The 12829-nt window shown below is 58.6% G+C and carries 11 protein-coding genes; 3 read left to right on the top strand and 8 right to left on the bottom strand.

Going from position 1 to position 12829, the window contains the following annotated elements:
• The first annotated feature begins 42 nt into the window (after window positions 1–42).
• Window positions 43–741, top strand: a complete 699-nt coding sequence (locus tag DW189_RS00785) for a hypothetical protein (protein ID WP_117506530.1) — start codon at window positions 43–45, stop codon at window positions 739–741.
• A gap of 227 nt (window positions 742–968) precedes the next feature.
• Here DW189_RS00785 and DW189_RS00780 read toward each other — a convergent pair whose 3' ends face one another.
• Window positions 969–1763, bottom strand: a complete 795-nt coding sequence (locus DW189_RS00780; protein ID WP_117506529.1) for a DeoR/GlpR family DNA-binding transcription regulator — start codon at window positions 1761–1763, stop codon at window positions 969–971.
• Between the two features lie 193 nt (window positions 1764–1956).
• Here DW189_RS00780 and DW189_RS00775 point away from each other — a divergent pair, with 193 nt between their 5' ends.
• Entirely contained in the window at window positions 1957–3528 is a 1572-nt protein-coding gene (locus DW189_RS00775) for a glycerol-3-phosphate dehydrogenase/oxidase (protein ID WP_117506528.1), read from the top strand.
• A gap of 10 nt (window positions 3529–3538) precedes the next feature.
• On the top strand, window positions 3539–4879 hold the full coding sequence (gene glpT / locus DW189_RS00770; RefSeq protein WP_117506527.1) for a glycerol-3-phosphate transporter: 1341 nt from the start codon (window positions 3539–3541) through the stop codon (window positions 4877–4879).
• A 78-nt stretch (window positions 4880–4957) separates the two neighbouring features.
• Here the strand turns inward: glpT and DW189_RS00765 are convergent, their stop codons facing one another.
• The 7 genes from DW189_RS00765 to DW189_RS00735 all read right to left on the bottom strand — a co-directional run bounded on the left by DW189_RS00765 (window position 4958) and on the right by DW189_RS00735 (window position 12809).
• Window positions 4958–5536: a M48 family metallopeptidase gene (locus DW189_RS00765; protein ID WP_117506526.1), complete on the bottom strand. Its 579-nt coding sequence runs from the start codon at window positions 5534–5536 to the stop codon at window positions 4958–4960.
• A gap of 2 nt (window positions 5537–5538) precedes the next feature.
• Complete coding sequence (locus DW189_RS00760) at window positions 5539–7260, bottom strand: DUF4153 domain-containing protein (RefSeq protein WP_117506525.1); 1722 nt, start codon at window positions 7258–7260, stop codon at window positions 5539–5541.
• A 9-nt stretch (window positions 7261–7269) separates the two neighbouring features.
• Window positions 7270–8001: a 23S rRNA (guanosine(2251)-2'-O)-methyltransferase RlmB gene (rlmB, locus tag DW189_RS00755; RefSeq protein ID WP_032135948.1), complete on the bottom strand. Its 732-nt coding sequence runs from the start codon at window positions 7999–8001 to the stop codon at window positions 7270–7272.
• A 63-nt stretch (window positions 8002–8064) separates the two neighbouring features.
• On the bottom strand, window positions 8065–10011 hold the full coding sequence (gene abc-f, locus DW189_RS00750) for a ribosomal protection-like ABC-F family protein (RefSeq protein WP_117506524.1): 1947 nt from the start codon (window positions 10009–10011) through the stop codon (window positions 8065–8067).
• Window positions 10012–10140: 129 nt separating this feature from the next.
• On the bottom strand, window positions 10141–10791 hold the full coding sequence (gene rpe / locus DW189_RS00745) for a ribulose-phosphate 3-epimerase (RefSeq protein ID WP_081918763.1): 651 nt from the start codon (window positions 10789–10791) through the stop codon (window positions 10141–10143).
• A gap of 177 nt (window positions 10792–10968) precedes the next feature.
• Complete coding sequence (locus tag DW189_RS00740) at window positions 10969–12165, bottom strand: ABC transporter permease (protein ID WP_117506523.1); 1197 nt, start codon at window positions 12163–12165, stop codon at window positions 10969–10971.
• Window positions 12162–12809, bottom strand: a complete 648-nt coding sequence (locus tag DW189_RS00735; protein ID WP_117506522.1) for an ATP-binding cassette domain-containing protein — start codon at window positions 12807–12809, stop codon at window positions 12162–12164. The genes DW189_RS00740 and DW189_RS00735 overlap by 4 nt, the downstream gene beginning before the upstream one ends.
• Window positions 12810–12829: the final 20 nt, after the last annotated feature.

The raw sequence follows: 12829 nt of genomic DNA, 5'->3' as shown, positions 1-12829 counted from the left end.
ACTTTGTAAAAATTCGGGCTACCCGAACATAAATACAGAAATATGAACATAAAAATTCTTTTAATGCTTGTGTTGTTGATTTTCAGCCCCTTCAATGGCATCGAAGCACAAATAAAACAGAAAACCCACGCAGAATCCCCCAAAAAGCGCCTTACCATGGAAGCTATAAAAAACATACCGGAAGAATTCTGGAAATCGGGATTCGTCCTCAACGGCTGCAAAATCACATTTCCATGCAAACTTATAGATTTGATGCAGGCCGGGAACTACAAAAGCCGTGCTGGCGTCGCAATGATCCCTCCCACTGCCAAAGATGAATACTGGGGAACAACGGTAAAAAACGAAAAGGGAGAAATCATCAACGCGGTGATATTTAACCCCACGGCCCAAGCCCTCCCTGAAACCGATTGCATTGTGAACAGCATCAGTATTACGCCGCGATCCGATAACTGGCATAATATTTCCGACTTCGCTGTTTTTGGATTGGCAAGCAAAATAGCCACACGAGAAGAAGTCGTAGAAACGGTTGGAAAATATTGCGGAGCCCCGGCGCAAGTCATTGATTTGCCGATAATAGATTACTATGATTTTTACGACAAGAAACCTTCGGAAACGAATCCGCCCCATTACGGCAATATAAAAATCAGTATAACAATCTCCAAAATGGACAGTATCTATAATGAACGAATGATCGGATTTGAATTTAAACATGCAGGCGATTTTTACCGCAGGCAGAAATAAATATTTGCAAGCATCTTCCGACTGGGTTCTCCTTCAAAACCTCCGGCATTCGCATCTCCGCAAAACACAAGTCCAGCTGCAAACGCAACGTACGGAATTACCTTTCGAACTGGAGGGGGAGGGTATAATAAAGGCGACGGTGAAAATCACCGTCGCCTTTATTTGACCGGCACCTCACAAGAGTCTGATCGCAATCGGGCTGAAAGAGTCCCTATATTTAAGGTATATCATGCATCGACGACGATCACCTCGATGCCGCGCTCGCGCAGCCGGTCGAGGTAAAGGGGCTGGATGCCATTGTCGGTAATGATGCGGTCGACAGCCTCCAGGTCGCAGATCTTGCTGAAGCCGCGGCGTCCGAATTTCGAACTGTCGGCCAGTACGATAACCTTCTGCGCGGCGTTCATCATCACACGGTTCAGCGCCGCTTCGAGCATGTTGGTCGTCGTAAGCCCGAATTCGAGGTCGATGCCGTCGACACCGACGAACAGCTTGCTGCAATTGAAGTTGCCGAGCATTTGTTCGGCAAAGGGCCCCACGACCGACACCGAACTGCTGCGGGTAATGCCCCCCAGCTGGATCACGTCGACGTTGGCGTCCTGCGAAAGGATCGATGTCACGGGAACGGCCGCCGTGATGACCGTCAGGTGCCCGACGGGCTTGATTTCGCGCGCGAGGAAGGCCATGGTCGTGCCCGACGCGATGATGATCGAATCGTCCTGCGCGACAAGGCTTGCGGCCTTGGCCCCGATGGCCCGTTTCTCCGCCACGTTTTTCTTCTCCTTCTCGTTGACGTGGCGGTCGCTGATATAGGGGCTGATAAGGATCGCACTGCCGTGCGTGCGGTAGAGTTTCTTCTGTTGTTCGAGGAAAGAGAGGTCTTTGCGGATCGTGACCTCCGAAACCTTGAACAACTCGGCCAGCTGCACGACGGATATGGAGCCGTTCTGCTGCAACAGTGCCAGGATCCGGTTATGACGCTCCGGAAGGCTCAAAATAGTCTCTTCGCCGGATTTATTCATAGGTCGATTAAAAATTTGGTTTTATAATGCAAGATACGAAAATAATCCGAAATTAGATCGAAACCTTCCGGAGAAATATTTTTTTCGGCAATATATTGTGCTCCGAAACGAAATATTATGAAATAAAACATATTTTATTTTGAAATACAAAAAATCATATGTAATTTTGTTGCGAAACGAAATTCATGAATTTATGGAAAGACTTGCACAGATCAAAAAACTATCCGAGAAAGACAAGGTTTGGGATATCGTAGTGGTAGGCGGGGGCGCCACGGGCCTCGGCGTGGCGGTCGACGCAGCGACCCGCGGGCTGAGCGTAGCGCTGCTCGAAAAGACCGACTTCGCCAAATGCACATCGAGCCGCAGTACGAAGCTCGTGCACGGCGGCGTACGTTACCTGCAGAAGGGCGACGTCATGCTGGTGCTCGAAGCCCTGCGCGAACGCGGCCGCATGAAAGCCAACGCCCCGCACCTGGTCAAAGACCAGGCATTCGTGATCTCGAATTACAGTTACTGGGATAATTTCCTCTATTTTTGCGGTCTGACCTTCTACGACATGCTTTCGTTCGGTTTCGGTTACGGCCGTTCGAAATTCATCTCGGCAAAAAAAGTAATGAAATACATCCCCACTTCGGTCGAAAAGGGACTCAAGGGCGGCGTCGTATACCACGACGGGCAGTTCGACGACTCGCGCATGGCGATCAACCTCGCGCAGACGTGCATCGAAAACGGCGGCACGGTCGTGAACCAGGCGAGCGTTACGGGGATCGTACACGACGATGCGGGACGTGCCGCCGGCGTGAAATTCGTGGACAACCTCACGGGCGAAGAACACACAATCAAGGCCCGCAGCGTGGTGAACGCCGCAGGGTGCTTCGTGGACGACATCATGCACATGGACAGCCCTACGCACCGCAAGATGGTCACTCCGAGCCAGGGCGTGCACCTGGTGCTCGACATGAAATTCCTGCAGAGCGACTACGCCATCATGGTACCCAAGACCTCGGACGGCCGCGTGCTGTTCGCCGTGCCCTGGCACGACAAGGTCGTGGTCGGCACCACGGACATCGTACGTCCCAAGGCTGAAGAAGACCCGCGCCCGCTCAAAGAAGAGATCGACTTCATCCTCGGCACGGCAGGACTCTACATGAACCCCGCGCCGACCTACAAGGACATCCTTTCGGTCTTCGCAGGGCAACGTCCGCTGGCGGCGCCCAAGAAGGAGGGCAAAAACACCAAGGAAATTTCGCGCAGCCACAAGATCATCGTTTCGGACAACGGGCTGGTGACGATCACGGGCGGCAAATGGACGTCCTACCGTCTGATGGCCGAGGATACGGTGGACAAGGCGATCGAGGTCGCCAAGTTGCCCGACCGCAAGTGCGTGACCAAGAAACTGCGTATCCACGGCTACCGCAAGAATCCCAACCTGGCGGATCACATGTACGTCTACGGCAGCGACGAGCCCAAGATCCTCGACCTTATCAAGCAGCAGCCCGAGCTGGGCGAGAAACTCTCGCCCAAATACGGCTATACCTATGCCGAGGTGCTGTGGGCTGTACGCGAGGAGATGGCCATGACGGTCGAGGACGTGCTTTCGCGCCGTGTGCGCCTGCTTTTCGTCGATGCCCGCGAAGCCATCGCGGCGGCGCCGAAGGTAGCCGCGATGATGGCCAGGGAGCTGGGTCACGACCAGGCCTGGATCGATACACAGGTAAAGGATTTCACGGATTTGGCGAAAACGTATATCTTTGAACAAAACTGATCGCTGAACCATGTGGAAAATACTACGACCCCCTAAACACAAACCGCCCGTCGCTGCGGAAAAAATAGACAAAGAGTACAAGCGGCTGCGGTTGCAGGTATTCATCGGCATCTTCATCGGATATGCCGGTTACTACCTCGTGCGCAAGAACTTCACGCTGGCCATGCCCCACCTTGTCGAAATGGGATTCGACAAGGGCGACCTGGGCATCGCGCTCTCGGCGAACGCCATCGCCTACGGGCTTTCGAAGTTCCTGATGGGCGGCGTCTCCGACCGCAGCAACGCCCGTGTCTTCCTGCCGCTGGGACTGGTGTTGTCGGCGCTGGTGACGATGTTCCTCGGGACATCGGCCGGTATCTCGTCGATCGTCATGATGTTCATCACGCAGTTCCTCATCGGCTGGTTCCAGGGCATGGGCTGGCCCCCGTGCGGACGCGTCATGACCCACTGGTTCTCGCAGAACGAACGCGGCACGAAAATGTCGGTCTGGAACGTCGCCCACAACGTCGGCGGCGGCATGATCGGCCCGATGGCGGCCTACGGACTGTTGTGGTTCGGGTCGTGGCAGATCGGTACGTTCTGGTTCCCCGCCGTGGTGGCCATCGTGGTCGCGATGCTTGCATTCCTGCTGATCCGCGACACGCCCCAGTCGACCGGGCTCCCGCCCATCGAGAAATACCGCAACGACTACCCGAAAAATTACAGCGAGAAGTCGGAGCAGGAGCTTACGACGAAGGAAATCTTTTTCAAATACGTACTCAACAACAAGATACTCTGGTATATCGCCTTCGCCAATGCGTTCGTGTACCTGGTGCGTTACGGCGTACTGGACTGGGCGCCGACCTACCTGAAGGACATCAAGGGTTATGACATCAAGGATGTGGGCTGGGCCTACTCGGCATACGAATGGGCAGCCATCCCCGGCACGATCATCTGCGGATGGTTGTCGGACAAGGTCTTCAAAGGACGCCGGGCCATCACGACCATGATCTACATGGCACTCGTCGCGGTCTTCGTCGTGATCTACTGGAAAAACATGGACAGCGTACTGCTGGACAACATATCGCTGATCGCCATCGGATTCCTGATCTACGGCCCCGTGATGCTGATCGGCGTTCAGGCCCTCGACCTCGCACCCAAGAAGGCCGCCGGGACAGCCGCCGGGCTGACCGGATTCTTCGGATACTTCTTCGGCACGGCCATCCTCGCCAACATCGCCATGGGTTCGATCGTACAGCACCTGGGCTGGGACTGGGGATTCATCATGCTGCTCGCGGCGTGCGCCCTGGCCTTCCTCTTCATCAGTTTCACCTACCGGGAAGAACAATATCTGGTTAAACAACGGAAATAGCAAGGCTTCACGGCGGCCCGGACGGCCGCTGCGGAGCGAGGGGTTCCTTTTATAGGATTGTTATGTTTGGGTGGGGCGTCAGCCCCGAATCGAAAAAGCCTTTAACTCCCGGTTAAGGGCTTTTTCATTGCCCCCGACCAGCCGGTCGACCAACGCATGGAACTTCGGGGAATGGTCGTGGTGAACGGTATGGCACAACTCGTGGACGATGACGAAATCGCGCAAATGCTCCGGAAGCGTCATCAGGAAAAGGCTCAGCGAAATATTGTTCGTCCCGGTACAGCTCCCCCACTTCGTACGCGAGGCACGGATCGTCAGCTTGTTGTACTTCAGCCCCGTGATGCGGGAGATCCGCCCGATACGGTCGGGCAGGTCGGCTTTGGCGGCGCGCCGCAGCTCTTCGACGCGGGCTTTTTCCGCGGCAGGCGGCAACTGCGGCGGGAGTGCCGCACGCCGCTGCGCAAGCCGTGCCCGGGCCGCCTCGACCCATCCGGCTTTGCACTCGAGAAACTCCATCGCTCGCCGTGCGGAAACCCCGCAAGGAAACGACAGGCGGACACACCCCGTCCCGCGCACGCTGATCGAAATACGGCGTGCGCGGCGCGACTGGGAGAGGACGACCTCACCCAACCGGGGATGTTCGACGGTCGTAATCATGCCTAACGGGCCATAATGGCCGAGATATCCACATCGTCGAGGCGAAGCGCAGAATCCCGCCGTTCGATGCTCATACTGAAAAAAAGGATCAACAACTCTTCATCCGAATAGGTCAGGAGTTCATTGGCAGCGTTCTCCAGCTCAGAGGGCAGGGGATAATCCCCCTTGCCCGCACGCCGCAGTTGCCGCTGCAACAGGGCGGGTGCGGAAATTACGAATTCGGAGCGTTCCGTGCCGAAGTCGATCCGCAGCGTATCGTCCGCGAACCGGTAATACGGCCTGCGGCTCCGGTCGTAACGATTGTACGAAAGGTTGGCATACAGCACCCGATACCCTTGGGCAAGGTCGATGCGTCGCACCCCGTCCGGGTACACCGACACCCAGTTGTCGTTGGTACGGTAATCGTAGCCGTAGACCACATAATCGCGGAACAGATCCGGCACGGCCTCCCGGACTTTGCCGATCTCCACCCCGAACCGGGCGAAGGCCAGCGTATCATGGTCGGCAACATAATCGAGCGCCTCGTAAAGGCGGCGGTAATCCCGGCGCAGCAGGGTGTCGGGGACAAAGGCGTCCAGTTGCAGCCGGCCCTCGCCGTCGAGCATGTTAAGCTGTTTTGCCACACGGACAGCACGGCGCACCTGCGAGCCGGTCGCTATGCGTTGCGGTTCGAGCACAGGCAGGTAGGCCAAAGCCGCAAAGCAGACGAACCCCGCTAGGCCGACGTACAGGTAGCGCCCGGTACGGCGCGAGAGGAACAACAGCACGCAGAGCGTCATCAGCCCGCCGCAGACAAGCAGGTATACGCGCGGTTCGGTAAGCCCGTATTCGTTCGTACGACGCAGGACGCCGATCCAGAACAGCAACTGCGTAGGCAACGACACCAGGCTGAAGCGGTCGAAGAACCAGTCGTACATGCGTTTCTGCAACAACGGCTGCAACGCCTTGACCGCGATGGCCAGCAGTGTGAACCCGAATACCAGATAGGCCACCCCACCCTCGGGCAAAGACCACGTAACGAGGATCTTGACCATGTAAAGGCAGAGTATGGCGGTGTAGATCAGCAGTGCGGGCGTCACGATATAGTTCAGCAACACGTCGAGGATGCGAGTGCCGCGGCATTCGGCACCGGCCCAACGGTCGTACATCATCAGGAAAAGCACCGGGCCGACGAAGGTCTCGAAAAGGATCAGCGCATATATCCAGACATGCTCGATCCAACTCCCTTCGAGCCCGAAGATATAGGTCGTGGAGAAGAGGATGGCAGAGAACAACCCCAGCGCCACATTGGCGAAGAGCGCAGCGAGGATGCCCGAACGCAGCCACACCATGATGTCGTCGACGAACCGCTTGTTGCACGCGGCACGGCGGCAGAGCAGCAGCGCCAGGGGCGCCAGGATGCCGAAGGTGATGAACGACGGCTCGCTGGCGAGCCAGTCCTCCAGACCTCCCCAGAACGCGAACGGCACGAAAGGCGCCCAGCATACCCAGTAGACTTTCCGCCACGGCCCCGTCCCCGCAAGGTTATTGAAGGCCAGCGCAACAGCGAAGGCCAGCGGCACGAGCGCCAGCCTGACCAGGGTGTCGTCGCTGTCCGTCTCGTAGGCGACGAGGCAGCCGATACAGCCGAGGGCAATCAATCCCGCCTCCACAGGGTGCAGGCGCAGCATTTGCAGGAACCCCTCCCGAAGCCACTGCACGTAATGTCCGAGTTTCGCTTTCATGGTTTTCGTTTATTGTCCGATACGCTGGCGCACGACCTCGAAAAGCATCACGGCCGCTGCGGCCGAGACGTTCAGCGATTCGATATGCCCGATCAGGGGGATTGCCAGCTGTTCGTCGCAGAGTTTGAGCACCTCTTTCGAGATGCCCGTATCCTCGGCACCCATCACCAGGGCCGTAGGCTTGCGGAAATCGGCATCGTAGAGCAGTTTGCGGCTCTTCTCGGTCGCGGCGACGATCTGAAACCCTTCGGTCTGGAGCAGTTTTATCGTATTGCGGATCGACCCCACGCGGCAGACCGGGATCGTCGCCAGCGCCCCGGCCGACGAGCGGATCGCCTCGGCATTCACGGGGGCCGAGTTCTTCAGCGGCGTCACCAGGCCGTGCGCCCCGGCGCACTCGGCCGAGCGGGCGATGGCGCCGAAATTGCGGACGTCGGTCACCCCGTCGAAGATCACCACCAGCGGCGTCTCGTCCTCGGGCACCCGTTCCAGGATGTCGGCCAACTCGACATATTCGATGGCCGAAATCTGCGCCACGACGCCCTGGTGGTTGCCGCGCGTGAGGCGGTTGAGCTTTTCGACCGGCACCTCCTGCATCCGCACGCGGTGACGGATGCAGAGGTCTTTCAGCTCCGTCATCAACTGCCCTTCGGCACCTTTGCGGATGTAAAGTTTCTCGATCTGGCGTCCAGCCTCGATGGCTTCGGCCACGGGACGTATCCCGAAAATAATGTTGTCCATAGCAGCTTATTTTTCATTTGCCCCGGGGCGGGCGGCACAAGGTTCAGCCGGGTTTCCCGGAAATCACTGTTCCTCGGTTAATTCGAGTTCGTACGATGCCTTCTCCCACTCGTGCATCTGGTGGTCGTAACGGGCTTTCAGGTCGTTGTAGGCCTTGTAGTCGGCTTCGTCGTAGGTGGTCGCCACAGCGAATTTCGCATCGTAAGCGGCGATCTGTTTTTCGATCGCGGCAAGTTCCGCCTCAATTCCCTCGACCGCCCGGCGCAGCTTGCGCAGCTGTTTCTCCTGCTCCTTGCGCTGCTCGTAGGTGAGTTTGCCGCAAACGGCCGCCCCGGGGTTCGGGGCTGCCTGCACGGCGGGTTTCTGCGGGGCCTCCCTGCGTTCGATCTCCCGGAGCGACTCCAGCTTCCGCTTTTCGAGGAAATAGTAGATCCCTCCGAGGTACTCCTTCACCCCGCCGTCGCGGAACTCATAGACCTTCTGCACCATGCCGTCGAGGAATTCGCGGTCGTGCGACACGACGACGACCGTGCCGTCGTACTTCATGATGGCATTCTTGAGGATGTCCTTCGAACGCATGTCCATGTGGTTGGTCGGCTCGTCCAGTACCAGCAGGTTGCGCGGTTCGAGCATCATGCGGGCCATGGCCAGACGTGCCCGCTCGCCGCCCGAAAGCACCTTGACCTTCTTGTCGATATCCTCGCCGCGGAACAGGAACGCCCCGAGAATATCGCGCAGGCGGGTACGGATGTCCCCCACCGCCACGCGGTCGAGCGTATCGTACACCGTGAATTCGCCGTCCATCAGGTCGTCCTGGTTCTGGGCATAGTAGCCGATATTGACGTTGGCACCGAGCCGCACCGAACCTTCGGTCGGCGTCAGCTGCCCGACGAGCATCCGCGCCAGCGTGGTCTTGCCTTCGCCGTTACGGCCGACAAGGGCGATTTTGTCGCCCTTCCCGATGATGAAATTCGCGCCGCTGAAGACATGCTTCGCCCCGAACGACATCCCGGCTTCGTTGATCTCGGCCACGATCTGTCCCGAGCGGGGTGCGGGCGGGAACTTGATATTGAGCGTCGCCAGGTCTTCCTCCTCGACCTCGAGCCGTTCGAGGCGTTCGAGCTGCTTGATGCGCGACTGCACCTGGTTCGACTTGGTGGGTTTGTAGCGGAACTTCTCGATGAACTCCTCGGTCTTTTCGATCATGCGCTGCTGGTTTTCATAGGCAGCCATCTGCTGCGCCCTGCGTTCGGCGCGCAGCACGACGTATTTCGAATAGGAAACCTTGTAATCGGTCGCTTTGCCCAGCGAGAGTTCGACCGTGCGGTTGGTGACGTTGTCGAGGAAAGCTCGGTCGTGAGAGATCAGCAGCACGGCGCCGCTGTAATTCTTCAGGTAATCCTCGAGCCACTGGATCGACTCGATGTCGAGGTGGTTCGTCGGCTCGTCGAGCAGGAAGATCGAGGGACGGCGCAACAGTAGTTTCGCCAGCTCGATACGCATGCGCCAGCCGCCCGAGAATTCGCTCGTCGGGCGTCCGAAATCCCCGCGTTTAAACCCGAGCCCCAGCAACGTCTTTTCGATATCCGCTTCGCGGGTCTCGCCGCCGAGGATATGGTAGTGATCCTGCGCATCGTTCAGGCGGTGCAACAGCTGCGCATAACCGTCGCTTTCGTAGTCGGTACGCTCCGCGATCTCGCGCGTCAGATGCTCGATCTCGGCCTCGAGGCGCAGCACCTCCTCGAACGCCTTGGCGGTCTCCTCGACGAGCGTCGTCGTATCGGCCACACGCATGGTCTGCGGCAGGTAGCCGATCGTACAGTCGCCGTTCAGGGTCACGCTGCCCGAGGTCGGTTGCTGCTCGCCCGTAATGATGCGCAGCAGCGTGGTTTTGCCCGCCCCGTTCCGGCCGACGAGGCCGATGCGGTCTTTGGGGTTTATCAGGAACGATATGTTGTCGAAGAGCGTCCAGCCCCCGTAACTTACTGTAAGGTTGTCAAGAGATATCATGGTCTGTCTAAAATCACGGCAAAGTTAGTGATTTAATCCGACATATGGTATCTTTGGAGTTCGAAACAAACACTGCCATGGAAAAGTCGGAACGCCACCTGCGGTTCATCCGCGAGGCCGAACGCAGGTTCAGGCGTTGAGCATCCGCACGATTTCGGCCTGCGGGTCTGCGGCACCGAAAACGGCATTGCCGGCAACCAGCACGTCGGCACCCGCCTGATAAACCTCGCGGGCATTGTGCGACGAGATGCCGCCGTCGACCTCGATGACGGTCTGCAAGCCCAGCTCCCGGGCCATCGCCCGCAGGGCTTCGATCTTCCCGATCGAAGCCGGGATGAACGACTGCCCGCCGAAACCGGGTTCGACGCTCATCACCAGCACCAGGTCGACCAGCGGGAGGATATCGCGCAGCACCTCGACCGAAGTCGCCGGCTTGATCGACACCCCGGCCTTCGCACCGGCCTTGCGGATCATTTCGATGCACCCCCTGGGATCGTACGTGGCTTCGTAATGGAAGGTCACGATGTCGGCGCCCGCCTCGGCGAAACGCGCTACGTAACGCTCCGGCTCGACGATCATCAGGTGCACGTCGAGGCACTTTGCGGTCACCTTGCGGATGGCCTTCAGCACCGGAAACCCGAAGGAAATATTGGGGACGAACACGCCGTCCATCACGTCGATATGTACCCACTCGGCCGCACTGCGGTCGACCATCTGCGTGTCGCGTTCCAGGTGGCCGAAATCGGCCGAAAGCATCGAAGGTGCTACGATTCTGTTCATGGTTCGAATATTACTTACGACAAATATAGTCATTTCCCGGCAGTTTCCCACGCTTCGGAGCGGGATTCCGTCCCCGCAAACCCGGGTTTTGGGGTTCGGGGTTGCAGTTCGGGATTCCGAATGCCGGTTCCCTGTCGCACGGTCTTTCCGGGGATTCCGTCCCGAAAGAACTGCCGGTCAGGATCTTTTCCGGTTCAGGGTGTCGATCCTCCGGCGTATCGCAATGCCGTTGGACAGCGAAAGCAGCAATGCAAGCCCTATGCCGCATACCCATGTAACGCCGACCCCGGAGGGGGCATACCCCTCCTGCAATGCCGCCAGTTCGGGCAGGTACCACATACGCACCAGCCACGACAGCACCACGGCCACGACGAGGACACCCAGGTTGAGCCACAGGGTCAGCAACCAATACGGCCGTGCCACACGCCCCGGTGCATAACCCAGCAGAAGCAGGGTCTCCAGTTTCGCGCTGTTCTTCTGCAAAAGCAGGAAAATGCTCAGCATCAGAATGTAGAAAGACATCACGCTGAACACCAGTCCCACCCCTCCGAGCCCTCCGGCCGCAAGTTGCAGGAAATAGGCAGCCTTCCCACTGTCACGGCGGTCGCCTTCTGCCTCATAGCCCTTGCCGTCGAGGTAAGCCGAAATCGCGGCATCGACAGGGCGGTCGGTCTCGACGATGACCCGCGATGCCTGTTTCTCCCCGCCCTGGCCGAACCGCCCGTTCGACCAGCGGATGAAAGACTCCGGGACGAGGATCGTATTGAGGCGGTTCGACAACCCGACGATACGGCCCCGGAACTGTTCCGTGCGCCCGTTGCCGGCGACCTCGATGCCGAGCGAAACCCGCTGGAATATCCCCTCCGAAATCTGCGGCAGCCCCTGCGACTTGGCAAACCCGTAATTGTAGAGGTTCAGGTAATTGCGCGGGATGATGATGGGGATATCCCCGTCGCCGGGTTCGTATTTCCACTTCCCGGAGGCGACATCGAGAAAACGGTCGGGCACCGCCTCAAAAAAGAGGTAGGTAGAGAGCTGTACGCCGCCCATGCCCACCGTCCCCTTCACCCGGTAGTCCGCCGGCGTGAAAGCCCCGACGTCCCGGACGAAAGGCTGTTCCTTCAACTCCTCCAGCTCCGCGGGGGTAAAGTCGCTGCTCCCCAGCCCGATCGTCTGGAGTGCGCCGACCCGTTTCGAAAGCACCAAATAATCGCCCCGCATGAACGAATCGGGGGCATCGAAGACCGGCATGACATCGCGGTAAGCCTGCACCGAGGTGAGCACGATGGTCATGCCCACGACCCCGGCGAGGGCGAAACCTACGGTCTGCGCGACGCTCAGATGGCTGCGCAACAATTTCCAAAGCAGCGTCATAGCGTAAGGGTTTTATGGTAGGGAAGCCCGAGCCGGCTGCCCACCGAGGTGACGACGATGCCCGCCCCCTGCGCCTGCGCCTCTTCCAGCAGCATCCCGCTGAGCAACTCCCCGTTAGCGGCATCGAGGTGGCTGACAGGCTCGTCGAGCAGGATGAAATCGAACGGCTGGCACATGCAGCGGATGAAGGCCACGCGCTGCTGCTGTCCGAAGGAGAGCTTATCGACCGGGGCATCCCGCTTGTCGGCGATACCCGCAGTCTCGAGCATTCGCCCGATCTGCTCCTGCGTCTTGAAATGCGTGAGCTCGTTTTTCAGGGCGATATTCTCCGCGACGGTCAGTTCGCCGAAAAGGCGCAGATCCTGGAAAAGCATACTCAGCGACCTGCGGCGCAGGGCACTCCACGCCGCGGCGGAAAAGCCGCGGCAATCCGCCCCGTCGAAGAGTATCCGCCCCGCGTAATCCTCCCGGATGCCGTAGAGAAAGTGGCACAGCGAAGTTTTCCCCGTTCCCGAAGCAGCCTCGAGCAGGCAGTACTCCCCCTTGCGGAAGGTCACCTCCTGCGACCAGACCCCCGAATCCCGCGGAGCCGCTTCCCCCGCGAACACGCAGGGCAGCACCCGTTGCAAAGTTATCGATTCCATACCTTCTTTATTTCAAGGTA

It is taken from the genome of Alistipes sp. AM16-43 (assembly GCF_003435745.1).
GTDB classification, from domain to species: Bacteria; Bacteroidota; Bacteroidia; order Bacteroidales; family Rikenellaceae; genus Alistipes; species Alistipes onderdonkii.
The sequence above is the reverse complement of the archived record's forward strand: the minus strand, read 5'-3'. Positions and strand labels throughout refer to the sequence as shown.